Genomic DNA, 17,729 nt, shown 5'->3' on the forward strand with positions numbered 1-17,729 from the left:
GGTCAGGGGGCCGGCTCGGCGAGCAGGCGGCTCAGATGGGCGGCGATCGCGTCGACGTGCGGCGGATCGAGCAGCGACAGATGGTGGCCGGGCACCGGCACCACCTCCAGACGGGGGCACACCTCGTCCCAGCCCAGCGCCGGGTCGTCCCGCTCGTACGCCGGGTCGCGCACGGTGTGCGGCGCGGATTCGGTGGCCCGGTAGAGGACGACCGGCCCGCCGTGGCCGCCGGGCCGGTGAGCCTCGCCGATGCCCATGTCCAGGTAGGAGGCCCGCTGGTGCTCCAGCGCGGCGGACGGCACGTCGGCGGCCTCGCGCAGGGCCCGCAGCACGGAGTCGATCCGGGCCGCGTCGTCGTCCATGGCCACGAGCGCGTCGTACGGCAACTCCAGCCGCACGCCGTAGGCGTCGGCGACATGGTGGGCGAAGCCCTCGAAGTGTGCCCGGATCCGGTCGGCCCGCGTCAGGCCCGGGCGGGGGAGGGGCCGTACGGAGTCGATGAGCACGACCAGCCGCACCTCCCGCCCGGCGGCGGTCAGGTGCCGCGCGGTCTCCTGGGCGACGAACCCGCCGAAGGACCAGCCGCCCAGCAGGCAGGGCCCGTCCGGGTGGGCGGCGTTGATCGCCTCGGCGTAGCGCCGCGCCTTCTCGGGCACGGTCCGGGCCTCCTCGATCCGCTCCAGCCCGTACACCGGCTGGTCGGCGCCGAGGCGTTCGGTGAGCGCCCGGTAGACGGTGACCGGGCCGCCGGCGGCGTGGACGAGGAACAGTGGGGGCCGCGTGCCGCCGGTGCGCAGGGGCCGAACCGGCCCGTCCTCGCCGGGGAGGGCGCGCTGAACGCGGGTGGCGGCGTCCTCGACGGTGACGGCGGCGAACAGGTCGCGCAGGGGCAGTTCGACGCCGAAATCGCGTTCCACCGCCGTGCGGATCCGCACGGCCATCAGCGAGTCCAGCCCGAGGTCGGTCCACGCGGTGCCCGGGGCGATGCGGGCGGGGGAGTGGCCGGTGACGGCTGCCGTGTGGTGGATCAGCCGGGCCAGGACCGAGGAGGATTCCGTCGGTGCGGCAGCAGGCTCCTCGGGCAGCGGCTCCGAGCTCGCCCTCCGGCCGTCGGTCCACCAGTGCCGTACGTGCCGCCACCGGGGCAGCGGCAGATCGATGACCCGCCCCGGCGGCACGGGCAGCCGCTGTCCCGCCGCGTACAGGGCACCCAACTGCCCGGCGAACGCCTCCGATCCGTCGGCGTCCCGGCGCAGGGTGGCCAGGGCGAGGGCGCCGGGCACGGTGTCGGCGACGGCACCGGTCAGCACGGGGTGGGGGGAGATCTCGACGAAGGCCGTGTGGCCGTCGGCCGCGGCCGAGGCGAGGGCCCGGTCCAGCCGCACCGGCCGACGCAGGTTGGCCGCCCAGTGCGCGGCGTCGAAGAGGCAGTCTCCGCGCGGGTCGTCGAGGACCGTGGAGTGGACCGGGACGCGTGGCGGCCGTCCCCGGATCCCCGACAGCGCGTCCATCAGCTCCGGCAGCAGCCCGTCCACCTGCGGCGAGTGTCCGGCGCCGACGACCCGCATGGCCCTGGCCGCCCGGCCCTGTCCCTGCAGCCGGCGCACGAGCGCGGCCACCGCCGCCCCCTCGCCGGTGACGACCTTCTGCCGGGGGGAGGAGTGCACGGCCACATGCACCGCCGGGAAGTCCCGCGCCAGGCCGTCCAGTTCGGCGTCGTCCAGGTCCACCACGGCCATCGCGCCGCCGCGCAGACCGCTCAGCAGCCGGGCCCGTACGGCGATGACACGCGCCCCGTCCGCCACGTCCAGCGCGCCCGCGCACACCGCCGCCGCCACCTCGCCCATGGAGTGGCCGATCACGGCGGCGGGCTCGACCCCGTGGGAACGCCACAGCTCGGCGAGCGCCAACTGCACTCCGAACAGCACCGGTTGGGCGACCTCCAGACGGTCGAGACCCTCACCCGAGGCCAGATGGTCGTAGAGGGACAGGCCGCACTCCGGGGCGAGCTGCGGGTCGAGCTTCTCGACGGCGGCGGCGAAGGCGGGTTCCTCGGCCAGCAGCCGGCGCCCCATGCCGGGCCACTGGCTGCCGTAGCCGGAGAAGACCCACACCGTGCCCCGCCCGAGGCGGTCGCGGTCCCCGGTCGTCACCCGCGCGTCGGGGTGTCCGGCCGCCAACGTGTCCAGGACGTCCGCCAGTTCGGCGCGGTCGCGGGCGACCACGGCGGCGCGTACCGGGCCGCGGCCCGTGCGCCCGGCCAGGGTCCGGGCCACGTCGGCGGGGTGCGCGGCGCTGTCACGCAGCCGGGCCGCGAGCCGGCCCGCCGTGTCGCGGAGGCGCTCGGTGTCGACGTCGGAGAGCAGATGCAGGCGGGCCGCCGGCTCCTCGGCCGGCCGGACGGGAGCCAGGCCGGGCGGCCCTTCCTCCAGCACCACATGGGCGTTGGTGCCGCCGAACCCGAACCCGGAGACGCCCGCGACGGCCGTGCCGCCGTAGCGGGGCCAGGGCTCCGGCTCGGTCACCACCCGCAGCCGGGCATCGGCCAGCGAGCTGCCCTGCTCGCAGTGCAGCGACGGCGGGATGGTGTCGTGGTGCAGCGCCAGCACGGTCTTCACCAGGCCCGCGACACCCGCCGCGGACTCCAGATGACCGATGTTGCCCTTGGCGGACCCCAGCAGCAGCGGCTGATCGGGGTCGCGGCCCGCGCCCAGCACCGCGCCGAGCGCACCCGCCTCGATCGGGTCGCCCAGCGGGGTGCCGGTGCCGTGGGCCTCCACGTAGTCGACGTGCTCGGTGGCGAGCCCGGCCTGCGCGTACGCCCTCTCCAGCAGCGCCCGCTGTGCGGCCGGGTTGGGCGCCATGAGGCCGTTCGAGCGGCCGTCGGAGTTGACGGCGCTGGCCCGGACGACGGCCAGCACACGGTCGCCGTCCCGCTCGGCGTCGGACAGCCGCTTCAGGATCACGGCCGCACAGCCCTCGCCGCGCCCGATGCCGTCGGCCGCCGCCGAGAACGGCTTGCAGCGCCCGTCCGGCGCGAGGGCGCCCGCCCTGCGGAAGGCGACGGTGACGGTGGGTGACAGCAGCAGGTTGACGCCCGCGGCGATCGCCGTGTCGCTCTCTCCCGTGCGCAGGCTGACGCAGGCGTGGTGCACCGCGACCAGCGAGGAGGAGCAGGCCGTGTCGACGGCCAGGCTCGGCCCCCGGGTGTCCAGGACGTAGGCGAGCCGTCCGGCGGCGACGCCGAGGGCACCGCCGGCGGGCGCCCAGGGATCCACGGCGGCCGGGTCGGCGCCCGTCAGCTGCCCGTACTCCGGCGCGGAGATGCCCACGAACACGCCGGTGGCGGTGCCCGCCAGGGACCCGGCCGGCACGGCGGCGTGGTCGAGCGCCTCGTGGACGACCTCCAGCAGGAGCCGCTGCTGGGGGTCCATCACCGCGGCCTCGCGCGGGGTGACGCGGAAGAAGTCCGCGTCGAACCCGGCGATGTCGTCGAGATAGCCCCCGTAGGGGTGCGCGTCGGCGGGCGGGAACGCGGTGAAGTCGCGCCAGCGGTCCTCCGGGACGCGCCGGATCGCGTCGACGCCGTCGGTGAGCACACGCCAGTAGCCGTCCGGGCCGTGCGCCCCGCCGGGCAGGCGGCAGCCGATCCCGATGACCGCGACCGGCTCGGCCGCGGTGCCCGAAGCCGTGGGACGCGACGCCGGCGCCGCCCCGGCCCCCACACCCTCCGGGGCGCACAGCCGCGCCACCAGGGCGTCCCCGGTGGGCGCCTCCCACAGCAGCGTCGTCGGCAGCTCACGGCCCGTGGCGCGGGACAGCTCACCGGCCAGGGCGACGGCGTCGCGGGAGGCCATGCCGAGGTCCGCGAGCGGCCGGTCCATCGGGACGTCCTGAGGGGACGCGCCGGTCCAGGCGGCCACCCGCTCGGCGATCAGCCGGCGCAGCGCGCTCTCGTCGACGCGCCTCATTCCGCGGCACCCGCCCGGTCCTGCCCGCCGTAGACGCCCTCCAGGTACCGGGTGCGGGTCAGCGCCCGGGACACCTTGCCGCTGGAGGTCCGTGGCACCGTGCCCGGCGGCACCAGGACCACATCGGTCAGCCGCAGCCCGTGCCGGGCGGAGACGGCACCGCGCACGGCACGCACCAGAGCCGCCACGTCCAGCTCGGCGAGCCGCACGGTCCGGGCGTGCTCCGCCACCACGACCGCGCGCTCGCCACCGGCGCCACCCGGCACGGCGAAGGCGGCCAGCCGGTCCCGGCGCACCGCCTCGTGTGCCTCCTGGGCCGTCGCCTCGACGTCCTGCGGGTAGTGGTTGCGCCCGTCGACGATGATCAGGTCCTTCAGCCGTCCCGTGACGACCAGCTGCCCTTCCAGCACCGTTCCCAGGTCTCCCGTGCGCAGCCAGCGGCCCGGACCGGCCGCGGTGTCCGCGAACTGCGCGCCGAAGACCTCCTTCGAGTCCCGGTTCCGGTAGCCGCGGCCCACGTTCGGCCCCTGCACCCAGATCTCCCCGACCTCGCCCTCCGGCAGCGGCACCCGCGTCACCGGGTCGGCGATCCGGACCCGCTGACCCGCCGGGGTGCCGCAGCCCGCCAGCAGCACCGCCCGGGGATCACCGGGAGGGGCGGGCAGGGCCTTTCCGGCCGCCAGGGCGTCGCGGTCGAGCGCGAACCGGCTCAGCGGCTCACCCGGGCGGGCCGCGCACACGAACACCGTGGCCTCGGCCAGCCCGTACGACGGACAGTGCGTCCCGGGCGCCAGGCCCTGGCCCGCGAACGCCGCGTGGAAACGGTCGGCCGTGCCCGGGCGGACCGGCTCACTGCCGTTGATCAGGGCGGTCACCTTGTCCAGCCGCAGACCCTCCTTCTGGTCGGCGGTGACGGTCGCGACGCAGTAGTCGTAGGCGAAGTTGGGCGCGGCGCTCACGGCGTTCGGATGCGCGGCGAGCAGCCGCAGCCAGCGCACCGGCTCGTGCAGGAACGCCGCCGGGTCCATCAGCACGGACAGCTCCCCGCGCACCACCGGGGCCGCGACGCTGAGCACCAGCCCCATGTCGTGGTAGAGCGGCAGCCAGCCCACGCAGGTCACCGGGCCGCTGTCCACGCCGTAGGCGGCCAGCGCCTGGCGGGCGTTGGCGACGACGTTGCCGTGACTGATCTCCACGCCGGCCGGGGCCCGGGTCGAACCGGAGGTGTACTGGAGGTAGGCGGGTGCCCCGGCGTCCGGGGCAGCCGTCTGCCGGTCCCGGCCCTCGTCGTCGGGCACCTCGTCCGCGACGACGATCCGCGGCCCTCCGGACCCGAGGAAGGCCCGCACCTCGTCCCGGGCCCGGCTCGTGGTCACCACGACCGAGGGGCGCGCGTCGGCCAGGACGCCCGCGAGCCGGTCCGCGTGCCCGGGCAGACCCGGCGGATACAGCGGCACGGCGACCAGCCCGGCGGTCAGGGCCGCGAGGAAGGCGGTCACGTACTCCGTGCCCTGCGGGCACAGCAGCGCGACCCGGTCCCCGGGGCCCGCCTGGTCCGCGAGGCGGGCGGCGAGCGCCCGGACCCGCACGTCCAGGCGGCGCCAGGTCAGGGTGCGGTGGACGCCGCGGGAGTGCGGGGCCGGGTGCTCGACGTAGGTGAAGGCCCGGCGTTCGGGGGTGGTGTCGGCCCAGTGCCGTACGTACTCCGGCAGTGTGGGGCACACGGGCGCGAGCGGGGGGCGGCGGCTGTCCATCAGGCGGGGCTCCTCACGGCGCGGATCGGCCTAGGGGTCGCAAAAGGGGGGGAGGGGACGGCTAGAGGGGGATGTTGCCGTGCCGGCGTTCCGGCATCGGGGCGCGTTTGCCGCGCAGTGCGCGCAGGGCGCGGCAGACCTGCTCCCGGGTCTCGCGCGGTGCGATGACGGCGTCGACGTATCCGCGCTCGGCGGCGAGGTACGGAGTGCCGTGGGTGTTCTCGTACGCGGCGAGGAGGCGGGCGCGCAGCGCCTCCGGGTCCTCGGACGCGGCGAGTTCACGCCGGTGCAGGACACCGACGGCCCCCTCGGCGCCCATGACGGCGATCCGGGCGGTGGGCCAGGCGAGATTGACGTCGGCGCCCAGGTGCTTGGAGCCCATCACCGCGTATCCGCCGCCGTACGCCTTACGCACCACGACCGTGACCTTGGGGACGGTGGCCTCGGCGTAGGCGTACAGCAGTTTCGCCCCGCGCCGGATGATGCCGGCCTGCTCCTGACGCACCCCGGACAGATAGCCGGGCACGTCGGTGAAGGTCAGCAGCGGGATGCCGAACGCGTCGCAGAACCGCACGAACCGCGCCGCCTTCTCGGACGCGTCGATGTCGAGGACCCCGGCGGAGTGCAGCGGCTGGTTGGCGACGACGCCCACCGAGCGGCCCTCGACGCGGGCCAGGGCGCAGATGATGTTCGGCGCGAACAGCTCCTGCACCGGCAGCAGTTCACCGTCGTCGACGACCGCGCGCAGGATGTCCCGCATGTCGTAGGCCTCGCCGAGCCGGTCCGGGACGACCTCGTCGAGCCCGGTCCCGGGCGGAGCGTGCCCCCGGGCGTACTCCGGGGGCCGTTCCAGGTTGTTGGCCGGCAGGTACGACAGCAGGTCCCGCACCGTGTCGAGGGCGTCCTCCTCGTCGGCGGCCAGGAAGTGCGCGTTGCCGTTGACCGTGTTGCTGGTGCGGGCGCCGCCCAGCTCCTCGGCGGTGGTGCGCTCGCCGGTGACCGTCTCGATGACGTCGGGGCCGGTGACGAACATGTGCGAGGCGCCGTCCACCATCACCGTGAAGTCGGTGATCGCCGGCGAGTACGCGGCGCCGCCCGCACACGGGCCGAGGACGACCGAGATCTGCGGGATCACCCCGGACGCCTTGACGTTGCGGCGCACCAGTTCGGCGTAGAGGGCCAGCGAGGCGACGCCCTCCTGGATGCGGGCGCCGCCGGAGTCGTTCAGGCCGATCACCGGGCAGCCCGTCTTCAGGGCCAGCTCCATCAGGGCGACGGTCTTCTCGCCGAAGGCCTCGCCCATGCTGCCGCCGAACACCGTGGAGTCCTGGGCGAAGACGCACACCGGGCGGCCGTCGACCGTGCCGTACCCGGTGACCACCCCGTCGCCGTAAGGGCGGCGCGCGTCGTGCCCGGCGGGCCGGGCCCGGACGAACAGGCCGGTCTCGGTGAAGGAGTCCTTGTCCAGGAGCCGTTCGATGCGCTCCCGGGCGGAGAACTCCCCGCGTCTGCGCGGCCCGCCCGGGGCCACCGCCCGCTCCCGGCGGTGCTCCAGGCCGGCGACGCGCTCCGCGGTGCCTCCGGGCGTGTGCGTCACCGTCTCCCCCGGACCGGATGCTGTCACCTCTGTGCTCACAACCACCTCCGAAGTGGTTCTCGAATATGGCAGCGAGGCGGAGGCATGCCCTACGGATCGACGGTCTGTGTGGGGGAGATGAGTCCTCGGACGCGGGGTTTCATCCCCCTGTGACAAGGGGGCTTCCGGGGGTCCGGCGCGATTCAGTGGCCGGAGTGCTGAATGCGTTCTCCTTCTTCTATTGGACCCCCGGCCGTGCGGCGTCCAGGCTGGAGTGCACCATCGCCCGACAGCCGGAAGAGGTCACGAACCCATGCACACCCGCCGCATCGGTGACGTCGAGGTCAGCGCGATCGGCCTGGGCGCCATGCCCATGTCCATCGAGGGACGACCGCAGGAGGAGCGCTCCCTCGCGACCATCCACGCCGCCCTCGACTCCGGTGTGACCCTGATCGACACCGCGGACGCCTACCACCGCGACGCCGACGAGGTCGGTCACAACGAGACCCTGATCGCCAAGGCCCTCGCCTCCCACGACCGCGGCGGCGACGTCCTGGTCGCCACCAAGGGCGGCCACCTGCGTCCCGGCGACGGCAGCTGGACGCTCGACGGCAGCCCCCGCCACCTCAAGGCGGCCTGCGAGGAGTCCCTGCGCCGGCTCGGCGCCGAGGCCATCGGCCTCTACCAGTTCCACCGTCCCGACCCGCGCGTCCCGTACGCCGAGTCCGTCGGCGCGATCCGGGAACTGCTGGACGAGGGCAAGATCCGCATGGCCGGTATCTCGAACGCGAACCCCGAGCAGATCCGGCAGGCGAACGAGATCCTCGGCGGCCGCCTGGTCTCCGTGCAGAACCAGTTCTCCCCCGCCTTCCGCTCCAGCGAGCCGGAGCTGCGCCTGTGTGACGAACTCGGCATCGCCTTTCTGCCCTGGAGCCCCCTCGGCGGCATCTCCAAGGCCGGCGAACTGGGCTCGGGCCACGCCTCCTTCGCCCGCATCGCCGACGCGCACGGCGTGAGCCCCCAGCGCGTGTGCCTGGCCTGGATGCTCGCCCAGTCGCCCGTGGTCGTCCCGATCCCGGGCGCGAGCAGGCCCGAGACCATCCGTGACTCGCTCGCCGCCGCCGACCTCGTCCTGAGCGCCGAGGAGCTGGCGGAGCTGGACGCCGCCTGAGCGGCCCACGGGACCCGGGGACGGCCGCCCGCCGCCCCGGGTCCGGTGCTGTCGACGAAGAAGCGCCGGCTTGCACGTACGCCCCCGCGCATCCGATCGGTTCTCGTCAAATCCGCCTCAGGTGAGAAAAAGGTGTGAATGTTTGCGTGCGGCTCGGGCATACGCAGCGAAAAGAGAGAGGGGCGCTTACGTGCTTGTACCGGACCGGAAGATCGTCAGGGAGCTGCTGACGCGGTACGCGTCGCTGAGGATCGCACAGTCGGAGAGGCACGTGCCGACGGCGGCACGCGAGCTGGAGGACGTCAGCTACACGCTGTGCGTGATGATGGGGACGTCCGACATAAGCGACGCCATCGCCAAGGCGGACGTCCTGCTGCTCACCGAGGGGCGGCCCGACGCCGCCGACGCGGACGGGGAGAACGGCCTGAAGCTGGTCGGCTGACAGGTGGAGAGGCCCGGCACGGACCGGGTGGCGCGCCTCGGCGGCTCCCGGGAAGGGGCCGCCGAGGCGTTTCTCCGCCCGTGGAACGCCGTGCGGTACGTGTGCGGCGTGGTGCCCACCACCTTGCGGAACCGCTCCCGGAACGCGGTCGGCGAGCCGAACCCCGTCTGGCGCGCGATCCGCTCGACGGAATGGTCGGAGTTCTCCAGCAGGTACTGGGCGCGGCGCACCCGTGCCCGCAGCAGCCATTGCAGCGGTGTCGTGCCGGTCTGCTCGCGGAAGCGGCGGCTGAAGGTCCGCTCGCTCATTCCGGCCCGTGCCGCCAGCCCGCCCAGCGTCACCTCGTGCGCCAGGTTGTCCTCGATCCACTCGAGCAGCGGTTCCAGCGCCGAGCCCCGGGGCACGGGGGGATGCTCGTGCACGATGAACTGGGCCTGCCCGCCCTCCCGCTCCAACGGCATGACCGACATGCGGGCGATGTTCGCGGCGACGGCCGATCCCAGGTCCCGCCGGATCATGTGCAGACACAGATCCAGGGCGGCGGCCGCCCCGGCCGAGGTGAGGATCTGGCCGTTGTCGACGTACAGCACGTCCGGCTCGACCTCGACCAGCGGGAAGCGGCGGGCCAGTTCGCCTGCGGCCACCCAGTGCGTGGTGGCGCGCAGCCCGTCCAGCAGCCCGGCCTCCGCCAGCACGAAGGCGCCGACACACACCGAGGCGATCCTGGTGCCGGCCTCGGCCGCCTCCCGCAGGGCCGCCAGCACCCGCGCGGACGGCGGGGCGCCGTCGGGGGAGCAGCCCGGCACGATGATGGTGTCCGCCTCCGCCAGCGCCTCCAGCCCTCGCTCGATCCGCAGGGTGAAGCCCCCGTCCGCGCGCACCTCGGGTGTCTCGGCGCACAGCCGGACCCGGTAGGCGGGCCGCCCGTCCGGCATCTGGGTCCAGGCGAACGTCTGCTGGGGCGCCGCCATGTCGAACGGCACCACATGATCGAGGACAAGGATCGCCACGGAGTGCATGAACGACCACCCTAGGCGCATTCCCGCCAGCCGCGCGGAGCGGGGCCTCGCGGCCCGGGGCGAGGGGGAGGCAGGTCAGCACAGTTGGCGAGAACCCGTTGGAAGCTGTCGTTTCAGCCTCTGGGGCGATCACGCCGGGGCGTCCTACCGTGGGCGCCGTTGATCACATCCTGGAAAGAGCCCCGGTGACCAAGATCCTGCTGTCCCTCCATGTTCTGGCCGCCATCGTCGCCATTGGCCCCGTGACCGTCGCGGCCAGCATGTTCCCGCCCGCGGCGCGGCGCGCCGCCCCCGACGCGGCGGGGGTGGGAACCGTCGCGCTGCTGCACCGCATCTGCCGCGTCTACGCCGGCGTCGGGCTGACCGTCCCGCTCCTCGGGTTCGCCACCGCGGCCGTCATGGGCGTCCTCGGCAGCGGATGGCTCGTCACCTCCATCGCCCTGACGGCCGCGGCCGCCGGCATCCTGGTCGCCTTCGTCCTGCCCCGCCAGGAGGAACTGCTCGGCCGGTTGAAGTCGGAGCAGGGCGTCGACCGGGGGAGCACCGCGCAACTGGCCATGTTCACCGGCGTCTTCAATCTGCTGTGGGCGACGGTCACCGTACTGATGATCGTCCGGCCGGGTTCCACGACGGGAGCCTGAGAAGGCGCCGCTTTCCCTGTCACGGATGTCCGGTCTGCGTCAAGTCATCCCAAGGAATTCACACTCAGGGACATCCAGCCGCCTACACTCGCAGTCTCGCCCCCGCACGGGGCCGACGAGCAGAAAGGCACGTTGACGGGTGTTCCAGGATTCCCCCATCTACGACCGACTCATCGCGGAGCGTGGCGATGTCCCCGCACAGGTGCGCCGCGAGGCCGAACGTGTGAGCAGGGAACTGGAGCTGGTCATGCGGCCCTCACAGTCCCTCGGCTACGACCGCCCGCACTCCCCGGGCGCCGGCTGGCAGCGCGCGGGCATGCTCCCCGGCCCTCGGCCCCAGTGACCCGGGCGGGGGAACCGGGCCCGGTCCGGGCCGGGCCCGGTACTCAACGAACCTTCGTGTTCCAGCCGTTCACATGGGACGGCTGGACCGGAACGGGCCGGGACAGCCACTCGGCGATGCTGCGGGCGATCGGCTGACCCGTCTCCACCTCGACGAACCCGAACTGCCCCGACTGGTTGCACTCCAGGAACCACCACGTCCCGTCGGAGTCCTCCACGAAGTCGAAGGCACCGTAGGCCAGTTCCGCCTCACGCAGGTAGGACAGGACGCCCGGGGCGACGGAGGCCGGCACATCGACGGGGTCCCACGGCGAGCCGGGCGGGGCGAACCGCACGTCGACCTCGTCCGGGTCCGTGTCCCGGACGGTCGCCTTGCGGGCGGCGAGCATCCGTTCGCCCACGACGGTGAGCCGGATGTCGGCCCTCTTGGAGATCCGCCGCTGCAACAGCGTCGGCCCGAACGCGACGGCGGAGAAGTCGGTGTCCGGCGCGACCCGGCTGGTCGGCACGGCGCGCGGCGGATCCTGCGGATGCGCGCCGGACACCGGCTTGACCACCAGGTCCGGGTAGCGCTCGGCGAACTCGCGGGCGGCGCGCGGAAAGGTCGTGATCAGCGTCGCGGGCACGGGCAGGCCGCATCTCTGGGCGAGACGCAGCTGCCATGGTTTGTGCCGGGCGCGGCGCGCCGCGTCGGGCTGGTTCATCCAGCGCGCGTCCGAGCCCCGCAGCATGCCGTAGAGCGCCTGGGCGGCCTCCTCGGTGAGCCATGCGGACGGCTGGGCCGCCCGCGCGGCCGGGACGCCCGGGCGGCGTACCCACACGGAACGGAGCCCCCCGATGCTCACCAGCCGCCCCCCGGCGGACAGATGACCGCGGAACCGGCCGTGCACGTACTCCCCCGACAGCGCGACGCCACCGGTCAGATCGGCGGGGTCGATGCGCACCACCGGAACCCCCGTCGCGTTCAGGTGCACGACCACCATGTCCGCGGTCACGTCCTCCTCGCAGGTGAGGATCAGTACGGTCATCTTCGGCGACCCGCGGTCAGTCGTCGAAGTGTGTCTTGGAGCCGGCGGTGGACGTGGTGGTGCCGAACTCTCTCAACAGGGCGAAGTCACAGGCCGCGACACGGCCGTCATGGAGCACGTTCAACTGCAGTCCGGCGTCGTACACGTACGGAACGGCAGCTTCAAACTCCACTGCCGGGCGCGCGTAGTTGAGCGCGAACGGTTGCATCGTCTCTCCCTCGTCGGTACTGCGCCGATCAAGCGGCGCCCGGGGGCGCGGCCGCCCGGTACGCCGACGTGTTTCGGCTTCCAGAGACTTATACGAATCGAACGGGTGGTTGGTTTCCTTACTTTCCGTAGTTATTTGGCCGGTTGCTGATCCGGCCGGTGTGCCGTACTGCGCTCCCGTTCGCCGAGGGAGCCGCGGACGGTGCGCAGAGCGAGCAGTAGGACGCCGATGTCGTCCAGGTAGACCGGGTCGGGCAGCAGGTCGGTGGGCAGCACGAGATAGAGCACCGCGCCCCAGAAGACCCAGCGCGGCCCCGTGGGCAGGCCCGCGTGCCGCAGATCGCGCCGGGTCCGGACCAGCCGCACGAGGACGGCGACGGCGAAGACGAGGACGACGGCCGCGAGAACCGCCGCCAGGATGATCACCTTTGTGGTCGTATCCACGAGTTGCCCTCCTCATGGCGTGCCGCGGCACGGGGTGTCCCTAGCTGGTTTCCCGTTTCCGGCGGCTGTATTGCGGCCGGGCCCGACATGTCGGCGAGTCGGCGGATTTTCCGTGCGCGTGGCCATCCCCGTGGCTCACACGAGTGGCACGGGGTGACGGGGACGCCCGGTGATGGTCAGCGTAACGCCGCTCGTCCGCGCACGAACGAACCCGCCATGCCCAGCGAGCCGAACGGGTGCGCCGAGACCACCGTCGTGACCGGCACGTACCCGGTGCGGCAGACGAGCGCACAGCCCGCCGCAGACCCGTACGCCACAGACCGGACGGGGTACTCCGAGCCCGCCGCGGCCGGCCCCGGCCGCAGGAAGCGGCCGTGAACGCCGGGGTCATGCCGGCGAGCCGCCTTCCGCGCACGGCGATCGAACAGATCGTCAGCATCCCGGCCGGGTGTGAACAGCAGTTCACGCAACCGGGCGCCCGTGGCGTGGTGGGCCGCGTTGCCGGTCGCGGCGGCCGTCCCGACGATGCCGACCTCCCCGATCCCCTTGCTGCCCACCGGGTTGACACACGAGTCCTCCTCGTCGCACCAGAGCGCCTCGATCTCGGCGACGTCGGCGTGCACGGGTACGTGATACGACGCCAGATCCGACTCGGTGAAGTCACCGGACGCGGCGTCCATGGTGCTGCCCTCGGTCAGCGCCATGTCCGAGCCCATCGTCATGCCGCCGGCGAACGGGGAACGCGCGGTACGGACGTTGAGGATGCGGCCGGCCGTGTACACCCCGAGAAGCCGGCCGACCCGCACCTCGCCGGTGACCGTGTCCACGGTGACCTCGGCGAAGTGCGCCCCCGAAGGCATGCCGTGCGAAGGAATGCGACCCGTGCGCCGCACGTGGGAAGGCGCTACCGCTCCGACACCACGTGCTGGGCGGTGGCGCCCTTCTCGTCACCGGCCGTGATCGCGGGACGCTTGACCTTGAAGCGCTCGAATGTCCGTGTGAGCTGCTGGAGCGGGGACACCGCGGGCGGACCGGACGGCTGCGGTCCGACGGGTGCGATGCCCGCGGACTCCTGGTAGGCGGACAGGGCCTCGTGGGCGCTTTCGGCCGCCTCCCGGTACAGGTCACGGGACTTCGTCATGGCCTCCAGGGCCTCGGCGTACATGACCACCAGAGCGCGCTGACGTTCCAGTTCCTCCTCGAGCGTCAGCAGGTGCCAGTCCTCCCGCAGCGCGGTCAGGGCGTCCTCGGCGCCGTCGGGCAGGGGCCTCGGGAGCGCGGCGAACCGCGTCACGGCGTCGACGAGGTCGGCCGGTTCGGAACCGTCGAGGAAGACCGCGCGCACGGAGAAGTCCTGGGCGTCGTAACCCTCCGGCGCCGGGACACCGGGCAGCACCACCGCTCCACCTCGGGGCACCTGCACGCCGAAGTCCCGCAGGGCCCAGTTCAGGCCGCGCAGCTGCTGCGGGGCGGCGTGATGCTCCACCACACGGTGGCGCAGGCCCGGAGGCAGCCACCGCGCCAGCGGTGTACGCCCCCGGTCGTCGGTGGTCATGGCCTCGTGGACGACCACGTGGATGTGCCATCCGCCGCGCACCGCGTTCCTCAGCAGGCGGCGGGTCTCCTTGTCGTCCCGGGGCAGCGGATTGATCTCCCCCAGGGCCAGTCGGGTGCCGGGATCCTGCTCCCAGGCGGTGTCCGGCTCCTCCGGCCAGAACAGGGCGGTGGGGGAGGGCCACGCCGCGTCCCACGGGGCTTCGGCCTCGGCGACCAGGACCCACTCCTGCCCGGGCACGTCGCCCGCGGCGGGCTTCACGCTCAGTCGGGCGCGCACGGTCACGTCGTCGCCGGCCCGCCAGCGCGCCTCGAAGATCCGCTCCGCCAGGGCGGCGCCGTCTTCGGGCAACTCCAGGAAGTCGTCGATGGCGTGACTGTCCTTGCGCTGCTGCAGCGAGCGCCGGAGAGCGTCTTCCGCGGATCCCGAGGCGTGGCGGCCGCGCGCCGGCCACACCGTGGCGGGAGTCATGGAGCGGGCGGTGAGGGAGGTCTGCATGGGTCCATCTATGAGCGGGGGTACGTGCGTCTGCCAGTATCGTCGCCGCGGGCCGTTGGGTGCTACCCGGGGTCGCACCTGGCTCCGTGCGCCGGTGACGTACGTACTTACGAGTCATCACCTCCCCGGTCCGGTCGCGGCTCACGCCCCTGGGCGGCATCGGTCACGCCCGACTCCTCGGCGGTGTCCTCATCGCCGGGCCGGGGCGTCCCCCGGCCGCCGGCCTGGCCGCCGCTCGTGGTGCCGTAGCCGCCGGGAACGCCGGGAACGCTGTCCGCGTCGGCCTGCTCGCGGCTGATGTGCCGGGTGGCGCGCACCCCGGCACGCCGCTGCGGATGCGGATAGCTGAAGGGGCGGGCGGCAGCCCGCTCCGCCTCGGCGTTCTCCACCTGCTGGGTCCGGTCGTCGTCTTCGGTGTCGCCGTTGGTCATGCGGACCGCGTACCCGTACGGGGCCGTGCCATGTGAGGTGACGGCAGTGCCAAGGGGTGATCGGGCGGCGCGATGCGGTACCGGACCGTGTGACGCGGCGTGCGGCAGCGCCCTCGGGTGGGTGTGGGACGTGCGCGGGATGTACGCCTTGCGCGCGGGGTGTGCGCGCCGCGCGCACACCGGCGGATCTCACGCGTGGCCCACCCACCGGTGCGGTCCCGACAATGGTGCGCACGAGCAGGACCCGCCCGTCATCCGCATCGGGGCGGGTCCTGCTCGCTCCGCGAGGGGTGACGGGCCACCGGTCCCGGCTCGCAGACCTCACCGGCGAGCCGGAGGCGGAGAGAGCCTGGCGCGGGGCTCTCGCAGGCCGGGAAACAGGGCTTGGACGTGCTCGGGGTCCGGCGAGACGAAGACTCCTTCCGCCGCTACCAGGACCGTGGCGGGGTGTACTTCGGTGGTGATCGAGCCGGCCACGTACACCTTGCGGTCCTCGGTGCCCGTGACGTGGGCGGGCAACCGGAGCGGGGATTCCAGCGGCACGGGGCGGTGATAGCGCATCTGCAGGGAGACGGTCATGCCCGGCGTCCCCACGGCGGCGCACGCCCAACCCACTACCCAAAGATGTAACTAGTGTAATAGTCGGGGCGGTCGGGGGAGAGGCAGATCGATCCGGTGGGGCCGCCGGAGGCCAGCCGCCCCTGCGCATCATGCCTGCCGGGGCGGGGACCGGGTACACGGTCTCAGCACTGACTGTGCTGACGAAGGAGAGGGGACCGGGGGAGTGGCAGTGAAGGCGATGGGGTGGGCGCACTCGTTCCGTATGTCCGAAGGCGTCCGCGCCGGACGGGAGTGGACGCGCGAGCGGCTCGACTCCCTGCCGTGGGCCGCTGACGAGCCCGACACGGTGGACGGCATCGTGCTGGCCGTGTCCGAGCTGATCACCAATGCGCACATCCACGCGCACAGTGACGCGCACCTGGTCCTCACGTGGGACGGCGACTGCCTCCATGTGAGCGTCCACGACGAGGACCCGACGCTGCCGCGTCAGCGCGAACCCGAGCCGGGAGAGGTCTCCGGCCGCGGGGTGTCCATCGTGCGGCAGCTCGCCGACGAGTGGGGGATCAGCTGCCGGCGGCACGGCAAGACGGTGACGGCGTGCTTCCGTCCCGCCCACCCCGACGGCGGTTCTGACGCCGGCGCAGACCGGTAGGACCGCGGCGGCGGTCGACTTCTGCTCACCCGGTGAGGATCGCTTCCGAAGGGAGTGTCGTGTACCTGGCACGTGGATCGAATGACGACCCCTACGTCTGGCTCTGGGTCCTGGGGGCTCTCGCGCTGTACGCGCTGATCAGCTACGGACTGGCCTACCGCGCCCGCTCCCGGCGCGGCTCCGCACACCCGGCTCATGACGCCCTGCACGACCTCAAGGACCGCGAGGATCCGCAACCGCCCGAGAACCGCTTCTTCAGTCGCCTGATCATGCTGGGCGGGGCGGGGCTCACCGGTCTCGTCGCCTACCTGACCAGTGGCGCCCTGCGCGTCCTGACGGTGGGGCTCACCGTCGTGCTGGCGGTGGCCGTCTGGGCGTACTACGACCACCGCACGCAAACACGAGCCGCCGCCCAGCGCTGAGGCGGACCGGGTCCCCTCGACCTGGGCGGGAGGGCCCGCAGGCGGTCAGTCCGTCCCGGGGTGGTTGCCGGGTCCGTCGACCCCGGGGGACAGCGGAGTGGGGGACAGTGCGCTGTCCTCCTCCCCGGGCTCCAGAAGGGTGTCGGCCGCGCCGACGATGAGGGGGTCGGGTGAGCCGACCGCCTCGGGGTCCTTGCTGGCGTAGTCGATGCGCGACAGCAGACTGCGCATGGTCTCGAGCCGCGCGCGCCGCTTGTCGTTGCTCTTGACCACGGTCCAGGGGGCGTGTGCGGTGTCCGTGGCGCGGAACATGTCCACCTTCGCCTCGGTGTAGTCGTCCCAGAGGTCCAGCGAGGCCAGGTCGGTGGGGGACAGCTTCCACTGGCGCACGGGATCGACCTGCCGGATCGCGAAGCGTGTGCGCTGCTCGGAGCGGGACACGGAGAACCAGAACTTCACCAGCAGGACGCCGTCGTCGACCAGCATCCGCTCGAAGGCCGGACACTGGTCGAGGAACAGCTTGTACTCGTCCTTGGAGCAGTAGCCCATCACGCGCTCGACGCCGGCCCGGTTGTACCAGGAACGGTCGAAGAAGACGATCTCCCCGGCGGTCGGCAGATGCGCGATGTACCGCTGGAAGTACCACTGGCCCGACTCGCGCTCGGTGGGCTTGTCCAGGGCGACCACGCGTGCGCCACGCGGGTTGAGCCGCTCGATGAACCGCTGGATCGTGCCGCCCTTGCCCGCCGCGTCACGTCCTTCGCACACGACGATCACCCGAGCGCCGGTGTCCTTGACCCATCTCTGGAGCTTCAGCATCTCTATCTGCAGGACCCGCTTGGCCCGCTCGTACTCCTTGCGGCCCACCTTGCGGTCGTACGGATAGTTCTCCTGCCACGTCCGGATGGGGCGCCCGTCTCCGTCGAGCACGATCGGCTGCTCGCGTCGACTGTCGTCCACGGTCAGTCCGTCCAGCAGTTTGTCAGCGTCGTCGGCGTTCATCACGCGGCTCCCC

Annotated in this window: 16 protein-coding genes and 2 pseudogenes; 6 read left to right on the forward strand and 12 right to left on the reverse strand. The window is 73.1% G+C overall.

Annotated elements, in window-relative coordinates:
- Nucleotides 1-2 precede the first annotated feature (2 nt).
- From ACIQHQ_RS28310 to ACIQHQ_RS28320, 3 genes are all read right to left on the reverse strand, one after another.
- On the reverse strand, nucleotides 3-3,971 hold the full coding sequence (locus ACIQHQ_RS28310) for an acyltransferase domain-containing protein (RefSeq protein ID WP_402616828.1): 3,969 nt from the start codon (nucleotides 3,969-3,971) through the stop codon (nucleotides 3-5).
- Nucleotides 3,968-5,725 carry a fatty acyl-AMP ligase gene (locus tag ACIQHQ_RS28315; protein WP_402616831.1) on the reverse strand — a complete coding sequence of 586 codons (1,758 nt, stop codon included), beginning with the start codon at nucleotides 5,723-5,725 and terminating at the stop codon, nucleotides 3,968-3,970. Before ACIQHQ_RS28315 ends, ACIQHQ_RS28310 begins: the two co-directional genes overlap by 4 nt.
- A 61-nt stretch (nucleotides 5,726-5,786) precedes the next feature.
- Nucleotides 5,787-7,361 (reverse strand): acyl-CoA carboxylase subunit beta, encoded by a 1,575-nt coding sequence (locus ACIQHQ_RS28320; protein ID WP_402616834.1) that lies wholly within the window; start codon nucleotides 7,359-7,361, stop codon nucleotides 5,787-5,789.
- Nucleotides 7,362-7,614: 253 nt separating this feature from the next.
- Here ACIQHQ_RS28320 and ACIQHQ_RS28325 point away from each other — a divergent pair, with 253 nt between their 5' ends.
- Both ACIQHQ_RS28325 and ACIQHQ_RS28330 read left to right on the forward strand, forming a co-directional pair.
- A complete protein-coding gene (locus ACIQHQ_RS28325) occupies nucleotides 7,615-8,472 on the forward strand; it encodes an aldo/keto reductase (protein ID WP_402616837.1) in 858 nt (285 codons plus the stop codon).
- 190 nt (nucleotides 8,473-8,662) lie between these two features.
- Nucleotides 8,663-8,914 carry a DUF5133 domain-containing protein gene (locus tag ACIQHQ_RS28330; RefSeq protein WP_283972632.1) on the forward strand — a complete coding sequence of 84 codons (252 nt, stop codon included), beginning with the start codon at nucleotides 8,663-8,665 and terminating at the stop codon, nucleotides 8,912-8,914.
- 56 nt (nucleotides 8,915-8,970) lie between these two features.
- Here the strand turns inward: ACIQHQ_RS28330 and ACIQHQ_RS28335 are convergent.
- Nucleotides 8,971-9,933, reverse strand: a pseudogene (locus ACIQHQ_RS28335) (GlxA family transcriptional regulator); the annotation flags it as partial.
- 185 nt (nucleotides 9,934-10,118) lie between these two features.
- Here ACIQHQ_RS28335 and ACIQHQ_RS28340 point away from each other — a divergent pair.
- Nucleotides 10,119-10,574: a hypothetical protein gene (locus ACIQHQ_RS28340; protein WP_402616840.1), complete on the forward strand. Its 456-nt coding sequence runs from the start codon at nucleotides 10,119-10,121 to the stop codon at nucleotides 10,572-10,574.
- Nucleotides 10,575-10,713: 139 nt separating this feature from the next.
- Nucleotides 10,714-10,917, forward strand: a complete 204-nt coding sequence (locus ACIQHQ_RS28345; RefSeq protein WP_031111422.1) for a hypothetical protein — start codon at nucleotides 10,714-10,716, stop codon at nucleotides 10,915-10,917.
- Nucleotides 10,918-10,960: 43 nt separating this feature from the next.
- Here the strand turns inward: ACIQHQ_RS28345 and tgmB are convergent, their stop codons facing one another.
- The 7 genes and pseudogenes from tgmB to ACIQHQ_RS28380 form a co-directional block, all read right to left on the reverse strand.
- Nucleotides 10,961-11,944, reverse strand: coding sequence for an ATP-grasp ribosomal peptide maturase (gene tgmB / locus ACIQHQ_RS28350; RefSeq protein WP_402616843.1), 984 nt, complete (start codon nucleotides 11,942-11,944; stop codon nucleotides 10,961-10,963).
- A 16-nt stretch (nucleotides 11,945-11,960) separates the two neighbouring features.
- The gene (gene tgmA / locus ACIQHQ_RS28355; protein ID WP_402616846.1) at nucleotides 11,961-12,152 is read right to left on the reverse strand and encodes a putative ATP-grasp-modified RiPP; all 192 of its coding nucleotides are present in this window, start codon (nucleotides 12,150-12,152) and stop codon (nucleotides 11,961-11,963) included.
- 131 nt (nucleotides 12,153-12,283) lie between these two features.
- Entirely contained in the window at nucleotides 12,284-12,595 is a 312-nt protein-coding gene (locus ACIQHQ_RS28360; RefSeq protein WP_402616849.1) for a YkvA family protein, read from the reverse strand.
- 440 nt (nucleotides 12,596-13,035) lie between these two features.
- A pseudogene (locus tag ACIQHQ_RS28365) lies at nucleotides 13,036-13,465 on the reverse strand (molybdopterin cofactor-binding domain-containing protein); the annotation flags it as partial.
- A gap of 34 nt (nucleotides 13,466-13,499) precedes the next feature.
- Nucleotides 13,500-14,648, reverse strand: coding sequence for a hypothetical protein (locus ACIQHQ_RS28370; protein ID WP_402616852.1), 1,149 nt, complete (start codon nucleotides 14,646-14,648; stop codon nucleotides 13,500-13,502).
- Nucleotides 14,649-14,755: 107 nt separating this feature from the next.
- On the reverse strand, nucleotides 14,756-15,079 hold the full coding sequence (locus tag ACIQHQ_RS28375; protein ID WP_402616855.1) for a hypothetical protein: 324 nt from the start codon (nucleotides 15,077-15,079) through the stop codon (nucleotides 14,756-14,758).
- A gap of 321 nt (nucleotides 15,080-15,400) precedes the next feature.
- On the reverse strand, nucleotides 15,401-15,694 hold the full coding sequence (locus ACIQHQ_RS28380; protein ID WP_402616858.1) for a hotdog domain-containing protein: 294 nt from the start codon (nucleotides 15,692-15,694) through the stop codon (nucleotides 15,401-15,403).
- A 169-nt stretch (nucleotides 15,695-15,863) separates the two neighbouring features.
- Between ACIQHQ_RS28380 and ACIQHQ_RS28385 the strand changes: the two genes are divergently transcribed.
- Nucleotides 15,864-16,292, forward strand: a complete 429-nt coding sequence (locus ACIQHQ_RS28385; protein WP_402616861.1) for an ATP-binding protein — start codon at nucleotides 15,864-15,866, stop codon at nucleotides 16,290-16,292.
- 59 nt (nucleotides 16,293-16,351) lie between these two features.
- The gene (locus ACIQHQ_RS28390) at nucleotides 16,352-16,714 is read left to right on the forward strand and encodes a hypothetical protein (protein ID WP_402616864.1); all 363 of its coding nucleotides are present in this window, start codon (nucleotides 16,352-16,354) and stop codon (nucleotides 16,712-16,714) included.
- Between the two features lie 45 nt (nucleotides 16,715-16,759).
- On the opposite strand, the gene ppk2 is transcribed toward ACIQHQ_RS28390, so the two are convergent.
- Nucleotides 16,760-17,716: a polyphosphate kinase 2 gene (gene ppk2 / locus ACIQHQ_RS28395; protein WP_402616867.1), complete on the reverse strand. Its 957-nt coding sequence runs from the start codon at nucleotides 17,714-17,716 to the stop codon at nucleotides 16,760-16,762.
- Nucleotides 17,717-17,729 lie beyond the last annotated feature (13 nt).

The organism is Streptomyces sp. NPDC092370 (assembly GCF_044755265.1).
In the GTDB taxonomy this organism is placed as follows: domain Bacteria; phylum Actinomycetota; class Actinomycetes; order Streptomycetales; family Streptomycetaceae; genus Streptomyces.